Genomic DNA, 17,124 nt, shown 5'->3' on the forward strand with positions numbered 1-17,124 from the left:
ACGAAATCTTCACGGCCACATACTCCCCTATTCCCTTATTCCCCTACTGCCTTAAACAGCTATCTTCCTCTTATGCGCATTGGTCGAAAGCGCATCGGACAGATCGTCAAAGCTCATCAGGCGGCCCACCGGACCGACACCTGCGATTGTCGGCTTGTTGTCGAGGAACAGGCGACCTGCGAGATCCGTCAGGCGTTCTGGCGTGATCAGGGAAAGACGTTCCATCAGCTCGTTATTGTCGACCGGGCGGCCATAGAGCAGGAACTGGCGGGCGAGCTGACCTGCGCGGCTGGCCGCGCTTTCCTGCGACATGAGAAGGCTGGCGCGATATTGCGCGCGGGCGCGGTTGACTTCCTCGATGCTGATCGAGTCCGCTGCCTTGTGCAGCTCGTCAATGATGACCGGAACCAGTTCGACCAGTTCGTCGCGACCCGTGGCGGCATGGATGCCGAACAGGCCCGTATCCGAAAAGCCCCAGTGGAACGCATAGACCGAATAGCACAGGCCACGCTTTTCGCGCACTTCCTGGAACAGACGCGAGGACATGCCGCCGCCCAGCACCATGGACAGGAGCTGTGAGGCGTAGAAGTCACGCACATGATAGGCGCGGCCTTCAAAGCCGATCAGCACCTGTGCATCCATCAATTCACGGTTTTCGCGGAAATCGCCGCCAACATAGGTCGCAAGATCGAGGGTCGGCGCCGTGTTATGGGCGCGGAAGCCGCCGAGACGCTTTTCAACTTCCTTGACGAAAGCATCGTGGTCCACGCCGCCGGCCGCCGTCACGACCATGCGATCGGCGCTGTACTGCTCGTCCATATATTGGCGAAGGTCGGCAGAGGAAAAGGACATCACCGTGTCCGGCTCGCCGAGAATGGCGCGACCGATAGGCTGGTGACGATAGGCGGTTTCGGTGAAACGGTCGAAGACGATATCGTCCGGCGTGTCGTGCGCCGCGCCGATCTCCTGCATGATCACCTGCTTCTCGCGCTCAAGTTCGTCTTCGTCGAACTTTGATGCGGTCAGGATATCGGAGAGAATATCGATGGCGAGCGGCATGTCATTGCGCATCACGCGGGCATAATAGGATGTGGTCTCGACGCTGGTGGCGGCGTTGATCTCGCCGCCGACGTCTTCGATATCCGATGCAATCTGCCAGGCGGAGCGGTTTTCCGTGCCCTTGAAGGCCATATGTTCAAGTAAGTGAGCTATACCGTGCCGATCGGCGGCTTCGTTTCTCGCGCCAGCTTTAACCCAGATTCCCAGCGCTACGCTTTCCACATGTGGCATGGTATCGGTGGCTATCGTCAACCCGTTGGGAAGACGTGTTACTTCAACACTCATAAGCGAACTGCTCCCTGCATTCCTCGCTCTGACTTTTTTTCAACCCGATCCCGAAACAGGTATCTCCGTTCGGGGCCGGGCTTAAATTTCCTTTCCAGAGCCTCAGGCGTGAGCTCTGGAATGGCGGCTCACGTATTCTTCTACGATTTTCAGGTCGTTGTGAAGAACTGTGAAGCTTTCTTTTCGTTGCATCAAATCCGACAACCATGCGGGAAGCTGCGGTTCGACACCGCATGCAGCCTTTACGGCGTCGGGGAATTTGGCCGGATGCGCGGTGGCGAGCGCCACCATCGGAACAGCGCCGGACACATTTTCGCGAGCCACTTTCACGCCGATGGCGGAATGCGGATCGAGAAGATAGCCGTCATCGGCCAGAACCGATTTGATGGTCTCCGCCGTTTCCGCAACCGTCGAACGTCCAGCCGAGAATTCGGCCCGGATGGCCGAAAGCGGCTTTTCGGAAATGGTGAAGCCGCCGGACTGTTTCAGGCTCTGCATGAGGCCGCGCACGGCGGCAGCATCGCGGCCATGGGTTTCGAACAGCAGACGTTCAAAGTTGGATGAAATCTGGATATCCATTGACGGCGAGGTGGTCTGGGCCACACCGCGCATTTCATAAGCGCCGGTGTCGAGCGTGCGCGAAAGAATGTCATTGTCGTTGGTTGCGACGATCAGGTGCTCGATGGGCAGGCCCATGCGCTTGGCCACATAGCCCGCGAAAATATCGCCGAAATTGCCGGTTGGAACGGTGAAGGAAACCGCACGGTCTGGAGCGCCGAGGCTCAAGGCGGCGGTAAAGTAATAGACCACCTGCGGCATGATCCGCGCCCAGTTGATCGAATTGACGCCCGAAAGCGACAGCGCATCGCGGAAGGCGAGGTCGTTGAACATGCCTTTCACAAGGTTCTGGCAGTCATCGAAATTACCTTCGATGGACAGTGCATGAACATTGGCAAAGCCCGACGACGTCATCTGGCGCTGCTGCACCGGCGACACGCGGCAATTCGGGAACAGGATGAAGATATCGGTGTTGTCGCGACCGCCAAAGGCTTCAATTGCCGCGCCGCCGGTATCGCCGGACGTCGCGCCGACAATGGTCGCGCGTTCGCCACGGCTTGCCAGAACGTAATCCATCATGCGCGCCAAAAGCTGCATGGCGACGTCCTTGAAGGCGAGCGTCGGGCCGTGGAAGAGTTCGAGAACGAATTCATTTGCGCCGGTCTGGACCAGCGGGCAGACGGCGTCATGCCGGAAGCTGCCATAGGCCTCGCGCACCATGCGCTCGAAATCAGCTTGCGGAATTTCGCCGCCGGTGAAAGGCGTCAGCACGGCAAGCGCGATATCGACATAGGATTTTCCGCGCAGGCTGCGGATTTGTTCCGGAGAAAATTGCGGATATTCCTGTGGCAGATAGAGGCCGCCATCGCGAGCTAGTCCGGCGAGCAATGCATCGCTGAAACCCAGGACCGGGGCTTCGCCGCGGGTGCTTACATATTTCATTTCGTCAGGCCTTCATTTCAGATCGGCTGCGCAAGTCTCATTCGACGCGCATCTTATTGGGATGCGTTTCAAAGCTGTGCAAATGCAATAGGGCGTCCATAAAAAAGCCGCAAGAAATTAAAACATCCCGGAGGGGATGGGGTTGCTCTTCGCGGCAAAAAACGGGAAAACGTCATCGCGCACTGTTTTGTGCGCAGTGGTATAGAGCATTTCCAGCAAAAGTGCGAAGCGGTTTTGTGTTGGACAATGCGACAGAGGAAGAGTTTGCATTTCCAGCAAAAGTGCGAAGCGGTTTTGTGTTGGACAATGCGACAGAGGAAGAGTTTGCATTTCCAGCAAAAGTGCGAAGCGGTTTTGTGTTGGATAATGCGACAGAGGAAGAGTTTGCATTTCCAGCAAAAGCGCGCAGCGGCTTTGCTGGTGGGAAAATGTGGCGGCGGAACAAATTGGGGTGGTCTGGCGATTTCAATGAAATTGCGGCGCTCTCAAACAAACAGATTAGTGCAGGGAAGCCCGGTCTATGCAGAAAGCATCACAGAATCGTTCATCGTTGTTTCCAGTCTTTGCAACGGTTTTGCTCACGGCACTCGCTGGCTGCACGACCAGCGGCGGCGACAAGCCGGGGGCAACAGCCTCTGCGGATCAGCCGCGGGTCAAGGCATCCGAACTTCGCGCTTATTGCCCGACGGTGACGCTGCGTGACGGGACTGCCTTCTTCAGCACCTATGCCAAGGGCGGCGACAAGGATCCGGCGCAGGTCATCTATCAGGCTTCGCTGACCGATGTGACGCGTGCGTGCCAGTATGGCGATGGCACGATCACCATCGATGTGGCTGCCGCGGGCAAGGTTGTGCCGGGCCCGCAATATAAGAGCGGCACCATCACCATGCCGGTCCGCGTGGCCGTGCGCCAGGGCGATCAGGTGGTTTATTCCAAGCTGCACAAGCAGACTGTCACGATCACCAACAGCGATACCGCAACCCAGTTTGTCTTCAACGACAAGGGAATTTCGCTGCCGATGCCGGACAGGCAGAATATCCAGATTTTCGTCGGATTTGATGAAGGCCCGAATGCCAAGTGATTTTCGCAGCGCCTGACAGGGCGACGCACGAATGAAAGCTGGAATGCGCGGGAGAAATCTCGCGCATTTTTTATTTTAGCATTTGATAAATAACAAAACTGCCGACGCGCTATATTTGAACATCCTAATAGAAAAATAAAAAAATGCCCCTTAATTAATATCGTTTCCAAAAGACGTTCTTCGTGCAATACTCGCATTGTTTTTATATGTTTATAATTGATGCTGTAGGTCGGTGCTTATATTTGATGCCTCTGCTTATGCGGGATAAGCAGCATGGTTTTCTGCCACAGATCGTTTGCGAGGGTTCAAGGGCGGATGGTGCGCAGGCGGAACAATGGCAGCGGTCTTTTCAATCCAGTTCCGCTTATCCTTCTGTTGCTGCTCTTATGCGGCGCTGTGGCAGGGCATTGGGTTGGCGAGAAGCTGCGAAGGATGGGCGACGAGCGACAAGTGGACGCCTATATGGAGGCGTTGCTGTCCTATGCGGGTCGACTGATCGACTCGGCGCACAGCACGCTTGATCAGGCAGAACAATCACCCTACCCAATTTGCTCGGCGGAAGAGCGCATCTATCTGCGTCGGCTCCTGTTCACGGCCTATCAGATCAAGGATATTGGCCGGCTGGTCGATGGCCGGTTGAATTGTTCCACGCTGCTGCCCGATCTTGGGCGGCAAGAGCCCCGTTCGACGGCGGATTTGCTGCTGCCAGACGGCACTTACATCTATGGCGAACGCCCACTCGTCACGCCGGGAACCTCCGGTCCAGTCATGGGCAAGGGCAATTCCAATGTTGTGTTGAGCCCCTCGGCCTTCGACTTCATGCATACGCCGGGCTACTCCTTCGCGATGTTCATGAGCGACCCGACGCGTGAAAATTTCGCGCGCTTCTACGAATATCCGGCCAAGGCCGATCTGGAGCCACTTTCGGACGGGCGCATGACGGAGCTTCTCGAAGATCACGACCAGCTCCGGTCCTATGTCTGCGAGCCGAACAAGTTCATCTGTATTGCGCTGAAAACGCAAATCGACCGCACCAGCCTGCACGCGCGATTGCGATCATTTCTCTCGATCGTGCTCGGCATGCTGGTTGCTGGCTGTCTGGGCCTCGGCTGGAGGGCCTATCATAATCGCGACCGGTCGCTGATGACGCTCCTGTCCAAAGCCCTGACCAGAAAGGAACTGGACGTTGTCTATCAGCCGGTTGTCAATGTTGTCAGCGGCGAGATCGTCGGCTTTGAGGCTTTGATACGCTGGGAGATTCACAAGGGGGACTTCGTTCCGCCGGATGTCTTCATCACACGGGCGGAAAAGAGTGGCCTCATCCACCGGATAACGCTCTATGTGCTTGATGCCGTGATCAGTGAAATGGGCGATCTGTTGCGCGGCAAGCCCGGTCTGCGCATCAACATCAATATAAGTGCGCGCGACCTGCATGATGTGGACTTCGCGAGCCAGTTGGAAAAGCGTCTGGTGAAAGCCGCAATTGATCCGCAGCAGATCGGTCTGGAGCTAACTGAGCGCACGGCGGTCGATTTCGTAAAGGCTTCCGCCGCTATCCAGCTTCTGCGTGAGAAGGGGCACCGGATTTATATCGACGACTTCGGCACGGGCTATTCCAGCCTTGCCTATCTGGGCGCGTTGAATGTGGACGCGATCAAGATCGACAAGACATTCACCCGCACGGTCGATAATGGCAGTACGGTTTCGATTGTCCCGCAAATTCTGGCCATGGCGCAGCAGCATTGTCTGGACGTGGTCGTGGAAGGTGTGGAAACCGAGGCGCAGGCAGCCTATTTTGCCGAGGAAAGTGCGGGCGACGCTGTGCCGATCAAAGCGCAGGGCTGGCATTTCGGCAAACCCGTTTCCGCAATAATTGCGCGTACGCTGGTGGTCGCCAAACCGGCAAAGCGCCGGAAGACGACCCGCAAGGGATCATTCCTCGGCATCGGCAGTGAGCCGCCAGTCTAGAGCGTAGAGGCGTATTTCGCAGCGAAATCAATAATTTGGACGGACTTTCGGTCCGTTTTGGATGAAATAAGACATGCGGGCGGTCAAGCACTTAAACGCATTCTGTGCATATCCTAAAAGTGCAGCGCGCTTTAGCTAAAATTCGAATTAAATTTAGCAGTGAAGTTCAAACGAAAAGCAACGAGTCTGCGCTAGTCTGCACCCATGAAACAGAAATTTGAACGTATTCTCGAACCGACGGACACCTGGGCGATCTTCGATACGTCCACGGGTGAACCCGTCATGATGGGGACCCGGCTGCTGATCGGTCTTGACGAGCAGGAAGCCGAAGAGCTGCTCGCCATCCTCAACGCGCCGCCGAAGGGGCGCAACAAGCGCTCTGCCGCCTGAGGCAGCGGGGTCGATAGCCCGGATGCTCGGGCTAGAGCATTTCCAGCAAAAGTGCGTAGCGGTTTTGCGCAGGATAATGCGTAAAAACAAATGGATAGAGCGGTTCCACGATTCCGTTTTAACCGGAACCGCTCTATCGCGATAATCAGATCAGGCCGTCCGGTCAGCTGGAGCCTCTGCGTCAGGCGTCGGTCCAGATCGAAAGGGCTTCGATCACGCTAGGCAGGTCCTTGTGACGGTGGATCACTGTCTCGGCGCCTGCGTCGGTCAGCCGGTCGGCATGGCCGGGATAGGTATGTGCTCCGCCCGTAAAGCCGATGACGCGCATACCGGCAGCTCGCGCGCCCTGAATGCCGTGCACGGAATCCTCAATCACGATCACATTGCCTGGATCGACGCCGAAATGCTTGGCGGCATAGAGGAACACATCCGGAGCAGGCTTGGTCTTCTTGGTGCCGACTTCCTTGGCCGAAAAAATATTTGGCGCGAAAAGGTCATAAAGCTCGACGCGCTTCAGCATCATTTCCAGCCGTGCGCTGGTCGAGTTGGAGCAGATGCATTTCGGCAGCTTCAGCGCTGAAACCACTTCCACGATATCGTCGACAGCCTGCACCTCATTTTTGAGGCGCTCGTCAAGAATGCTCTCCGATTTGTCGATCAGCGATGCGGAAAGCGCTATGCCTGCCTCGCGCTCGACCGTGAGCAGAATATCCTGCCAGGTGAGACCAGCGAAACGTTCGGCCAGTTCGTCGGCGGAAATCGGAAAACCGGCTTCAGTCAGAAGCACGGATTCAACTTCCGCAGCGATGATTTCGGAATCCACCAAAACGCCATCGCAATCGAAAATGATGAGGGACGGAGCCGCCATGTGGGTAGCCTTCTTCTTGGGAGGGGGACGCATTCACATTCGCAGGAACGCATCGGGAATTCAGCTACAACTTTATCGCCCCAGCGTCAAACCTCGCCGGAGACTTCGCGTCGTCTGCGGTCCAGCTCTTCACTATAGCGGCGCAGCGTATGGGCTTCACTCAACAGGCCCATGACTTTGCGTTCCTGCGCATTGTTGACCACGGCGAGCGCTTCGCTTTCGGAACGGTCAAACCGCACGACAGCTTCCTTGGCGTTCATCTGTGGCAACAGGAATTCATCCTGATACTTCAAAAGCTCGCTGATGCTGTGGTTTTCCGAACTGTCGAAACTGTCTGCATAGACTTCCGGTACCGGGATCATGCCGACATAGCGCCCCTGCGCATCCACCGCGATAACGCGCTGGGTGGAGCCCAGCGGGAAATCGTGGCGGAAGGTTTCAATATCCGTGTCGATCAGCACGGTGCGCACATCGTGACGCATCATGCGGCTGACGGTCAGATTGCGTATCCAGCCGATATCATGTGCCGAGCGGATGGCTTCGCCGCGCAGATGGAAGCGCCAGGTGGCGAAGGAGTAGCCGAAGGTCTTGCGGACCATCAGAGAGGAAGACACGACGGCTCCGAGCACCAGCATGGAGATCGGAAAGTCGCCGGTCAGTTCCAGCGCCAGAAAGGTCATGGTCATAGGGCCGCCGACAATCGCGACGGCAAGCGAGGACATGCCGATCACGGCATAGACTTCCGGCGCAAGCGTCAGGCTGGTCGGCAGCACCACGCCTGCCACGGCTGCGAAAAGCTTGCCGGTCAAAGCGCCCAGAAACAGCGATGCAAAGAACAGGCCGCCGCGAAAGCCGGAGCCGATGGAGATTGCGGACGCCAGCGACTTTGTCAGGATCAGCAGCAATAGCGCCGAGATGGTGATATTCGCATTGAGATCGAGATGCAGCGCGCCGTGGCCGGAGGCCAGAACCTGCGGTGAGAAGAAGGCGATCAGCCCGACAATCGCACCGCCGATGGCGGGGGTGAGAACATTGGGCAGAAAGCTGCGTCGGGTGATTGTTTCGACGAAGGTCACGCCGCGCATGATCAGAATGGCAATGCCCGCCGAGACGAAGCCGAGCAGCAAGGCAGGCACGTAATCGCGTGGGGTGATGGCGTCGATATGGCCGATATCGATCAGGAAAGGCGCGCCGCCAATGGCTTGCGTCACCAATGTGCCGACAATCGCCGCAACGACGACCGGGGCCAGCGTGGCGATGGAGTAAACGCCGATGATCAGCTCGAACGCATAAAATGCGCCGGTGAGGGGGGCGTTGAACGCGCTGGCAATGGCCGCCGCAGCGCCGCAACCGACCAGCGTGCGCAAATCAGCCCGACGCAGCTTGAGTGCGCGCCCGATGCGTGAGGCGAAGCCGCTTGCCAGCTGTGTATAGGCGGCTTCCAGCCCGACCGAAGCGCCAAAGCCGTTGGAAATCAGGTTCTGCCCGACGAGGATAAAACTGTCGGTCAACGACAGGCGTCCGCCGTGCAATGCGTTGGCTTCGATGGGATCGACGATGGGACGCTTGCGCCATCGCGCCAGAACCCAGATGACGACCCCCATGAGAATACCGCCAGCCAGCGGGGCGATGAAGGCGCTGGGATAAAGCTGTGCTGCTGCACTGAGCTTTTCGCCGGGTTCGAGCGCGAAAAGCGCCTGATGCATCCACTGCGATATGCCGCCAATGGCTGCAACTGCAACACCTGAGATGATGCCGATCATGACACCGGCGATGACGAGGCCGATTTCGCTGCCGCGCACAACGGCACGCATGCGGAAGGGGACGAAGAAGACTCTCAGATAACGATTGTGGCGCAGTTCTGCGAAATTCATATGCAAAGACCTGACAGGCACCGGTTCGGTCGGCTTAGTTTCTCCGAAGGCTGGATTGTTCGCAAATCATATACGCAAATGAATAACCGAGCCTTATTGGACACGACGCATTACCGGTCGGCCTTTGCATTTCGATGACGGCGTTAAGATGGCAGCCGCGAAAATGTTGCTGATTGTTTGAAACGAAAAAGCCCGGAAAGCCGGGACTTTGCCGCCTTTTTAAGAAAAGGTTTACGATTTCAATCACTTGGCGTTAACGCCATATTTACCCTGTCCGGTAACCATAAGGACAAGTTTTCGCGTCCACAGGTAATCGAGTATCCCATGTCCCTAGTACGTCTTGCCCATGAGTTGCCCATCGAGGCCCCGCGTACCGCCTGGCTCGACTCCATCATCAAGGGTGATTGCGTTTCCGCTCTGGAACGCCTGCCGGATAATTCCGTCGATGTCATCTTTGCCGATCCGCCCTATAATCTCCAGCTCGGCGGCGATCTGCATCGCCCGGATCAGTCGATGGTCAGCGCTGTTGACGATCATTGGGATCAGTTCGAGAGCTTTCAGGCCTATGACGCGTTTACCCGCGCCTGGCTTTTGGCCTGCCGCCGCGTTTTGAAGCCGAATGGCACGATCTGGGTCATCGGCTCCTATCACAATATTTTCCGCGTCGGCACGCAGTTGCAGGATCTGGGCTTCTGGCTCCTCAATGATGTCATCTGGCGCAAGACCAATCCGATGCCGAATTTCCGTGGCCGTCGTTTCCAGAACGCGCATGAGACGCTGATCTGGGCATCGCGCGACCAGAAGGGCAAGGGCTACACCTTCAATTATGAAGCGATGAAGGCCGCCAATGACGATGTGCAAATGCGCTCGGACTGGCTGTTCCCGATCTGCACGGGTTCCGAACGCCTGAAAGACGAGAACGGCGACAAGGTTCATCCGACGCAAAAGCCGGAAGCGCTTCTGGCTCGCATCATGATGGCTTCCAGCAAGCCCGGTGACGTCATTCTTGACCCGTTCTTCGGCTCCGGCACGACCGGTGCTGTGGCCAAGCGCCTTGGACGCCATTTTGTCGGCATCGAACGCGAACAGGCATATATCGACGCTGCAACCACCCGGATCGATGCGGTGGAGCCGCTCGGCAAGGCTGAGTTGACGGTCATGACCGGCAAGCGCGCTGAACCGCGTGTCGCTTTCACCAGCGTATTGGAAGCAGGCCTTCTGCGTCCCGGTACTGTTCTTTGCGATGCGCGCCGTCGCTTTGCCGCGATCATTCGTGCCGATGGCACGCTGGCCGCCAATGGCGACGCTGGTTCGATCCACCGCATTGGTGCGAAAGTGCAAGGGTTCGATGCCTGCAATGGCTGGACGTTCTGGCACTATGAAGTGGACGGCGTTCTGAAACCTATCGACGATCTGCGCCAGGTTATCCGCGATGAAATGGCAGTCGCTGGTGCATAACCAGCACCTTTTATTCTACCGCATTCTTGCGATTCCAAATGTTTCAATTTGGTAGCAAGATGCTCTATCGGACGGCCTCCAGCAAAGTCTGATCATGGGGCGCTCGGAGCGAAAGCTCCGGGCGCTTTCGTTTTTTAAAAGCTGAGGCCCAGAGATTTCAGATCGGCGGCAAGTTTCGGCGCACCGGTGAAATGAACGGCCTGCCAGCCGGCAGATTTTGCGCCGTCCACATTATGCAGCGAGTCATCGATGAACAGCGTTGCCGCCGGGTCAAGGTCGAACGCCGCGACATGCGCGTCGTAGATTTCCCGGTCGGGTTTCAGCATCTTCACGTCGCCCGAAACGGTGACACCCCGGCTTTCCGTCAGAAAAGGAAACCGGACCTGCGCTTCGAGGAAGGTGTCTGAGGCGAAATTGGTCAGCATGGTGACATCGTTCCCCGAGGCGATCAGCCCGCGCAGAATGGCGACACTTTCATCATAGGCATGCGGCACCATGCGCGACCAGTTTTGCCGGAAAGCCAGAATCTGCTCGCGCCATTCCGGGTAGGTGTCGATCAACAGCGCTTCGGCATCCTGCCAGCTACGCCCGCGATCCTGTTCGACATTCCACGGGCCTGTGCAGACCGTTTCCAGAAACCAGCGCCGCCGCTCGGTGTCGGGAATGATGTCGAGATAGGCCAGTTCCGGATCGTAATGGATGAGAACCTTGCCGATATCGAAAACGACATGTTTGATTTGAGAGATCACGTTTTCGTCCTTTTGGGTTTGCCAGTCTGCTTGAAGGCATCCGGCACCGCCGCTGCAATGGCTTTCTTCATCACGGTGGGCAAAGCTTCTCCGGCGAGCTCGTCCGGCGCTGACCACCAGCCATTTGCGGCCAAACGCTCGCTCACATTCTCGGCGCGGTAGACCGAGAGGCGCAATTCGAAATGGGTGAAGACATGGGTAATGCTGCCCGCCGGAATCCAGGATGCCGGAAAGGGGGCCGCATTTATGGTCGCGTCGCCGTCGATACGCGCGGTCCACGGGCTGCCCGGCACTTCCGACATGCCCGCAAGCAGGCCTTGGCGCTCACGCTTTTGCAGAAAAATCGCCCCATCTCCGTTGATTGCAATGAAAGCCGCACCAGTGCGGATCGGCTTTTCCGCCTTGGGCGCCTTGACCGGAAATTCCTCCGGGTCGCGGGTGGCGAGTGCGATGCAATTATCGTTGACCGGGCAGATCGCGCAGGCGGGTCTGCGCGGTGTGCAGATCGTTGCGCCGAGATCCATCATCGCCTGTGCAAAGTCGCCGGGGCGGTCTGATGGCGTCATCTCGGCCATCAGGGCGCGGATTTGCGGCTTGGCAGCTGGCAGCGGCGTGTCGATGGCATAAAGCCGCGAAATGACGCGCTCGACATTGCCGTCCACCACTGCGGCATTTTCGCCGAAGGCAATCGCGGCGATAGCTGCCGATGTGTAGTCGCCGATGCCGGGCAGTTCCTTCAATGCTGCGGCATTGTCTGGAAATTCGCCGCCATATTGCGTGGCAACGAGATCGGCGCATTTCTTGAGGTTGCGGGCGCGGGAATAGTAACCAAGCCCGGCCCATGCGCGCAGAATATCGTCTTCGCTGGCATTCGCCATGGCGTGCACATTTGGCCAGCGTTTGACGAAAGCGGTGAAATAGGATTTCACGGCCTCAACGGTCGTCTGTTGAAGCATGATTTCCGAAAGCCAGACCCGGTAAGGATCGGGCCGTATGCCGCGCGTCTGTTCTGAGGGCGTCACGCGCCAGGGCAGAACACGGTGATGGCGATCATACCAGCTCAAAAGCTGGCCGCTGCGTGTGGAACCGCTTTTGGCTTGAGGCGAAGCAGTGATCGGGCGGGCGGTGGAATTCAAAGTCGCAGCGGCTTTCCAAAAAATGTCACGTTTACTGTAGTTGATAGAAAAAACAGCGATAGTGTAAAGCCAAACATTGTCAGTACTTGGCAAATGGGTCTGGCGCGTTACAAATCCTCCCATCGCGCTTTTGCCGTGGAAAGAGAATCAGTGATTAATTCCGTACCGGTTTATGTCATCAATCTCGCGCGTTCGCGAGACCGATGGGAGCGCCTGCAACAAAGCGCTGACGCGTTTTCGCTCGATCTGCGGCGCGTCGAGGCTGTGGAAGGCAAGCTTTTGCAGCCAGACGAGCTGGGCAATTTCGACGATGCCGGTTTTCGCCGCTGTCATGGCAAGATCGCAATGCCTGCCGAGATCGGCTGCTATTTCAGCCATATCCGAGCGCTTGAAGTCATTGCTGCGGCACTGGAGCCTTTTGCGGTTCTAGTTGAGGACGATGTCCTGTTCACGCCCGCTTTCGTAACATTCGTTGATAAGGCTACGAAAATCAGCGGCTGGGACGTGATCAAACTGGTCAATCATCGCACAGCAGCGTTTAGACCGTTCTGTCAGGTCGATGATGAATTCGCAATCGGGCGTTGTCTGCATGGACCGCTGGGAAGCTCTGCGGCTTATATCGTGACACGGGAAGGGGCTGCGAAACTGCTGGCTGGGATACGCCCCATGCGGGTCCCTTACGATGTTGCACTTGAACGAGGATGGGCTGGCCATTACGAGATTTTCACTACCGACAAACCGGTGGTGGAATTCTCCGACGTTGCTGTATCGACAATTGCACAGGGCCGTTCAGCTTACGCTAAAAAGCGATTGCCGCCATACAAAAGGCTAACTACGCTTTTTTTCAGGACTGCCGATTATGTCAGGCGAATCGTTTATGCACTTGCGAAGAGGAATCTCAGAGAGGCAACCGATTGAGTTATTTCAAAAAATCCTTTTTAGTTCGCCGCAGGGTAGATCCCTGGATTTTGGGCGTGGCTTCGGCGGCGATGCCTATCCGGGTCGGCCTCGGTCCTTTGATTTTATTCGTCTTTTCTTGCATCGGGATCTATATGGCTTGCGGTCGCCATGCGGTCGCGCGGCTCCATTGCAAGAAATTCTATATTTTCATTCTGCTTTATGCGGCCTGGTCGCTTGGGCTGATCCTGTTTCGTGGTGAACCGTTCAACGACAACCGTCAGATCGGCTATACGCTGCTGATTGCGGTTTTCGCCTTTGCAGGCTCCGGCATGGCTTTGATCCGCGACCCGCTGCGCGCCTATGTGCTTGGCGCGCGTGTCGGCGTCCTCGTCGCCACTATTGCTGCGCTATATCTTGCGGTCACCGCTGGCGGACGTATCGGGATCGGCGGCAATCAGGCGGTTTTTGCCTTTGTTGTGGGCGTCTCGGCCATCTCGGCAGCGATACCTTTGCGCCAGGCATCGCGCTATCTCCCGAACGGGCCGCACTGGCTCGTGCTTGGTCTGGCGGCGGTTTTGACCTCCGAAACCCGGGCCGTGATCGTGGTTCTGCCTATCTTTGCTGCGATTGAAATCATTTTCTTTCTGAAGCGTTTCAGCATCCGCCAGCAGGGGAGTGTTTACGCCGCGCTGGGCGTTGCTTTGGCGGCGCTGGTTGTCGTCGGTCCTGTTGGCGACATCATTTCGAAGCGCTTTTCGGGCATGATCGAGTATTACGACACCGGTGACAGCAAGCAGTGGGAAGACAAGATTTCTGCCGATATTCGTGAGGTGCTGTGGAAAAGCGCCAGCAAGATCATCGTGCAGCATCCGATAGCGGGCGTCGGTTCCTATTCCAAAATGAATGAGGTGCGGACGGAAGCGGGCGAACAGGCTCCGATGCTGGCCGGGTTCCGCCATGTGCACAATACTGTTCTCGACGAATTGCTGAATGACGGTATCATCGGCCTGATCTTCATGACCGGTGCCTTCCTGTCCATTTTCGTCTATCTGTGGCGAACCGCAGATAGCTGGGCAATGCGCAGAGCCCTGATTTATTTCGCGGTGGTCAGCGGCAGTTATGGCATGCTGCACAATCCGTTGCTGCATGAAGTCACGATTTCGTCGACCATGTTCTTCCTTGCGGCGCTGAATGCAGCCGCGTCCCGTCGGGTCATGGCCGCACGGCGCGCCGGACTTGAAATGTGCGTATTCGGAAAGAAGTCGATTGCATGAAAGCGATAGTAACGGGGGCCGCCGGTTTCATCGGATACCACACGGCACAACGCCTGTTGGACGAAGGCTGGCTGGTTGTCGGCATCGATAATGTCAACGACTACTATCAGGTCGAGCTGAAGGAAACGCGGCTCGCCAAGCTCCACGCGCGCGACGGCTTTCGTTTTGCCAAAGCCGATATTGCGGATGCGGAAGCGATCAAGAGTGCCATTGGCGCGGATAGGGATGCCGATGTGATCGTGCATCTCGCCGCGCAGGCGGGCGTTCGTTATTCCATCGAAAACCCGGCTGCCTATGTTTCGGCCAATGTCATGGGGCAGGTCAATATTTTCGAGACCGCGCTGAAGCTCGAAAAGCGCCCGCCCGTGGTCTATGCCAGCTCGTCGTCGGTTTATGGCGCAAACGAGAAAATTCCTTTTTCGGAAAGCGATCCGGTCAATCATCCGGTATCGGTCTATGCCGCGACGAAGCGCTCGGGCGAATTGCTGGCTTTTTCCTACAGCCATGTACACAAGCTGCATTCGACGGGCTTGCGCTTTTTCACGGTTTACGGCCCCTTTGGACGACCGGATATGGCGCCATGGCTTTTCACTTCGGCGATCCTGAAAGGGGAGCCCATCCGCGTTTTCAACAATGGCGAGATGCAGCGCGATTTTACGTTCGTGGAGGATATCGTCAGCGGCGTTGTCGGCGCCGTGAAACGCATTCTGGAAAAGCCGGAGGAAACCGCGCCGGTCTATAATCTCGGCAACAACCGCCCGGTCATGCTCAATGATTTCATTGCGGCAATCGAGAAGGCGACGGGTAGGGAAGCGATCCGTAAGCTTGAACCGATGCCTGCCGCAGACGTTCCGCGCACCTATGCGGATATCACGCTGGCCGCCCGCGATCTGGGTTTCAGCCCCAAAACGACGCTCGATGAAGGTATTCCTTTGTTTGTGGAGTGGTTTCGCGGCTATAATGGAGCGCGATGAGCGAGCCAAAATCAAAACGCGGATTTCGACCGCTGGCAGATATGACCTCGGGTCTGATGGACCCGATGCTCCAGAAACGTGCGGGCATCAATCTCTCGCTCCTGCAATCCTGGGAAGATATCGTCGGCCCGGCCATTGGCGCCACATCGCGCCCGTTGCGTATTCTCTGGCCGCGTCGCCTGCATGAAGATGACCCATTCAAACCTGCGACCTTGATCATCGCTTGCGAAGGTTTTGCCGTCTTACAGATCCAGCACGAGACCGGCGAAATCATCAGTCGCGTCAATGGCTTTCTTGGCTTTTCGGCCATCGGGCGCATCCGCATCGAGCAAAAGCCGCCCGCTATACCGGCCAAGCGCCGGGCCAAGCGGCTTGCTCCGCTGGCCCCTTCGGAAGAGCGCCGGATCGACAAGGCAACGGACGGAATTGAGGATGATGCCTTGCGGGCAGCACTTGCACGGCTCGGTAAGAATATTCTGGCGGAAAAGCGCAGCTCTGGCAAAAAGACGGATTAAGAGACTGAATCAAAAAGCGGTATGTGTGTGCGAAAATGGTGATTTTCGAGTACCGGAGCGGAACGTACTTAAGGCACGTGAGCACCGGAATGGAGAAAATTGCCATTTGCAGCCACACAGGGCGACTTTTGGAACAGGCTCTAAGAAACTCCCACAATTGCAAAAACTCTTAATTGCGATACAAGCCGCCATAAATTTGATGCAAGCCTTGGGCAGTTTGCAGCGAGTCGAAGCAAGAACCGGGCTAGTCGTTCTGAATATGGAAACAATATCGGCGCTCTTCTGACTTTCATGTGAACGATGCGGGTCTGGCGAATATTTCTCGGCCGCCTTAAATTATATATCGAACAACCAAATGAAACAGGACTGGATGATTCGGATGCCTGCCGTACTTAATCGCAGACACGTCATTTCTCTCGCTGGATCGGCTGCTGCCGGACTGGCTTTTGCAGGAGCTTCTGCAACGGGTGCTCTGGCGCAGGACCGTGCCCCGGAAGGCACTGTCGATGCGGCGAAGATCGCCGAGCCGGGCAAGCTCAAGGATATGGTCTACGGCAAGGCCGATGCACCGGTGACGATCGTCGAATATGCATCGCTGACCTGCCCGCATTGCGCCGAATTCACGATCAATACTTTCCCGAAGATCAAGGAAAAATATATCGATACAGGCAAGGCGCGGCTCATCTTCCGCGAATTCCCGTTCGATCCGCGCGCAACCGCTGCGTTCATGTTGGCGCGCTGCGCTCCGGAAGATCGCTATTTCCCGATGGTCGACGTGTTCTTCAAGCAGCAGCAACAGTGGGCAACCGCCGAAGATGGTGAAGCTGCCCTGCTACAAATCGCAAAACTTGCCGGTTTTACACAGGAGTCCTTCAAGGCTTGCTTGACGAACCAGCAAGTTCTCGATGATGTGAGAGCCACGATGGAACGTGGATCGAAGGATTATGGAGTCAATGCGACGCCAACCTTCTTCATCAACGGCCAAAAATACGCTGGAGCCCTTTCGGTTGACGAAATGTCGGCAATCATCGACAAGATTCTCTGACCCGTTTTCCCGGATGAAAAGCGGACGCATCATTGCGTCCGCTTTTGT

Annotated in this window: 16 protein-coding genes; 9 read left to right on the plus strand and 7 right to left on the minus strand. The window is 56.7% G+C overall.

The window, feature by feature from the left end; all coding sequences use genetic code 11:
- Window positions 1-51: 51 nt before the first annotated feature.
- The 3 genes from ACTJKP_RS07985 to ACTJKP_RS07995 all read right to left on the minus strand — a co-directional run bounded on the left by ACTJKP_RS07985 (window position 52) and on the right by ACTJKP_RS07995 (window position 3,243).
- Complete coding sequence (locus ACTJKP_RS07985; RefSeq protein WP_113534711.1) at window positions 52-1,344, minus strand: M16 family metallopeptidase; 1,293 nt, start codon at window positions 1,342-1,344, stop codon at window positions 52-54.
- Window positions 1,345-1,446: 102 nt separating this feature from the next.
- Window positions 1,447-2,844: a threonine synthase gene (gene thrC, locus ACTJKP_RS07990; RefSeq protein WP_440630249.1), complete on the minus strand. Its 1,398-nt coding sequence runs from the start codon at window positions 2,842-2,844 to the stop codon at window positions 1,447-1,449.
- A 117-nt stretch (window positions 2,845-2,961) separates the two neighbouring features.
- Window positions 2,962-3,243: a hypothetical protein gene (locus tag ACTJKP_RS07995; RefSeq protein ID WP_440630250.1), complete on the minus strand. Its 282-nt coding sequence runs from the start codon at window positions 3,241-3,243 to the stop codon at window positions 2,962-2,964.
- 121 nt (window positions 3,244-3,364) lie between these two features.
- Between ACTJKP_RS07995 and ACTJKP_RS08000 the strand changes: the two genes are divergently transcribed.
- From ACTJKP_RS08000 to ACTJKP_RS08010, 3 genes are all read left to right on the plus strand, one after another.
- A complete protein-coding gene (locus ACTJKP_RS08000; protein ID WP_078338086.1) occupies window positions 3,365-3,925 on the plus strand; it encodes a hypothetical protein in 561 nt (186 codons plus the stop codon).
- A gap of 315 nt (window positions 3,926-4,240) precedes the next feature.
- A complete protein-coding gene (locus tag ACTJKP_RS08005; protein ID WP_440630251.1) occupies window positions 4,241-5,893 on the plus strand; it encodes an EAL domain-containing protein in 1,653 nt (550 codons plus the stop codon).
- Window positions 5,894-6,097: 204 nt separating this feature from the next.
- Window positions 6,098-6,283 (plus strand): hypothetical protein, encoded by a 186-nt coding sequence (locus tag ACTJKP_RS08010; RefSeq protein ID WP_113534713.1) that lies wholly within the window; start codon window positions 6,098-6,100, stop codon window positions 6,281-6,283.
- 181 nt (window positions 6,284-6,464) lie between these two features.
- Here ACTJKP_RS08010 and ACTJKP_RS08015 read toward each other — a convergent pair whose 3' ends face one another.
- The gene (locus ACTJKP_RS08015; protein WP_440630252.1) at window positions 6,465-7,151 is read right to left on the minus strand and encodes an HAD family hydrolase; all 687 of its coding nucleotides are present in this window, start codon (window positions 7,149-7,151) and stop codon (window positions 6,465-6,467) included.
- 86 nt (window positions 7,152-7,237) lie between these two features.
- Window positions 7,238-9,025 (minus strand): chloride channel protein, encoded by a 1,788-nt coding sequence (locus tag ACTJKP_RS08020; RefSeq protein ID WP_440630253.1) that lies wholly within the window; start codon window positions 9,023-9,025, stop codon window positions 7,238-7,240.
- 324 nt (window positions 9,026-9,349) lie between these two features.
- Between ACTJKP_RS08020 and ACTJKP_RS08025 the strand changes: the two genes are divergently transcribed.
- Window positions 9,350-10,483 (plus strand): site-specific DNA-methyltransferase, encoded by a 1,134-nt coding sequence (locus ACTJKP_RS08025; protein ID WP_440630254.1) that lies wholly within the window; start codon window positions 9,350-9,352, stop codon window positions 10,481-10,483.
- Window positions 10,484-10,617: 134 nt separating this feature from the next.
- Here the strand turns inward: ACTJKP_RS08025 and ACTJKP_RS08030 are convergent, their stop codons facing one another.
- Both ACTJKP_RS08030 and mutY read right to left on the minus strand, forming a co-directional pair.
- On the minus strand, window positions 10,618-11,232 hold the full coding sequence (locus tag ACTJKP_RS08030) for an HAD family hydrolase (protein ID WP_440630255.1): 615 nt from the start codon (window positions 11,230-11,232) through the stop codon (window positions 10,618-10,620).
- Window positions 11,229-12,347 carry an A/G-specific adenine glycosylase gene (gene mutY, locus ACTJKP_RS08035; protein WP_440630322.1) on the minus strand — a complete coding sequence of 373 codons (1,119 nt, stop codon included), beginning with the start codon at window positions 12,345-12,347 and terminating at the stop codon, window positions 11,229-11,231. The genes ACTJKP_RS08030 and mutY overlap by 4 nt, the downstream gene beginning before the upstream one ends.
- Between mutY and ACTJKP_RS08040 the strand changes: the two genes are divergently transcribed.
- The 5 genes from ACTJKP_RS08040 (at window position 12,276) to ACTJKP_RS08060 (ending at window position 17,076) form a co-directional block, all read left to right on the plus strand.
- Complete coding sequence (locus ACTJKP_RS08040) at window positions 12,276-13,286, plus strand: glycosyltransferase family 25 protein (protein WP_440630256.1); 1,011 nt, start codon at window positions 12,276-12,278, stop codon at window positions 13,284-13,286. The genes mutY and ACTJKP_RS08040 overlap by 72 nt on opposite strands.
- A gap of 134 nt (window positions 13,287-13,420) precedes the next feature.
- Entirely contained in the window at window positions 13,421-14,542 is a 1,122-nt protein-coding gene (locus tag ACTJKP_RS08045) for an O-antigen ligase family protein (protein ID WP_244597156.1), read from the plus strand.
- Window positions 14,539-15,516, plus strand: coding sequence for an SDR family NAD(P)-dependent oxidoreductase (locus ACTJKP_RS08050; protein ID WP_404574207.1), 978 nt, complete (start codon window positions 14,539-14,541; stop codon window positions 15,514-15,516). The genes ACTJKP_RS08045 and ACTJKP_RS08050 overlap by 4 nt, the downstream gene beginning before the upstream one ends.
- The gene (locus ACTJKP_RS08055; protein WP_440630257.1) at window positions 15,513-16,031 is read left to right on the plus strand and encodes a DUF721 domain-containing protein; all 519 of its coding nucleotides are present in this window, start codon (window positions 15,513-15,515) and stop codon (window positions 16,029-16,031) included. The genes ACTJKP_RS08050 and ACTJKP_RS08055 overlap by 4 nt, the downstream gene beginning before the upstream one ends.
- 379 nt (window positions 16,032-16,410) lie before the next feature.
- On the plus strand, window positions 16,411-17,076 hold the full coding sequence (locus ACTJKP_RS08060) for a DsbA family protein (protein WP_440630258.1): 666 nt from the start codon (window positions 16,411-16,413) through the stop codon (window positions 17,074-17,076).
- Window positions 17,077-17,124: the final 48 nt, after the last annotated feature.

Origin of the sequence: Brucella sp. 22210 (genome assembly GCF_052045675.1) — a bacterium.
Lineage (GTDB): Bacteria > Pseudomonadota > Alphaproteobacteria > Rhizobiales > Rhizobiaceae > Brucella.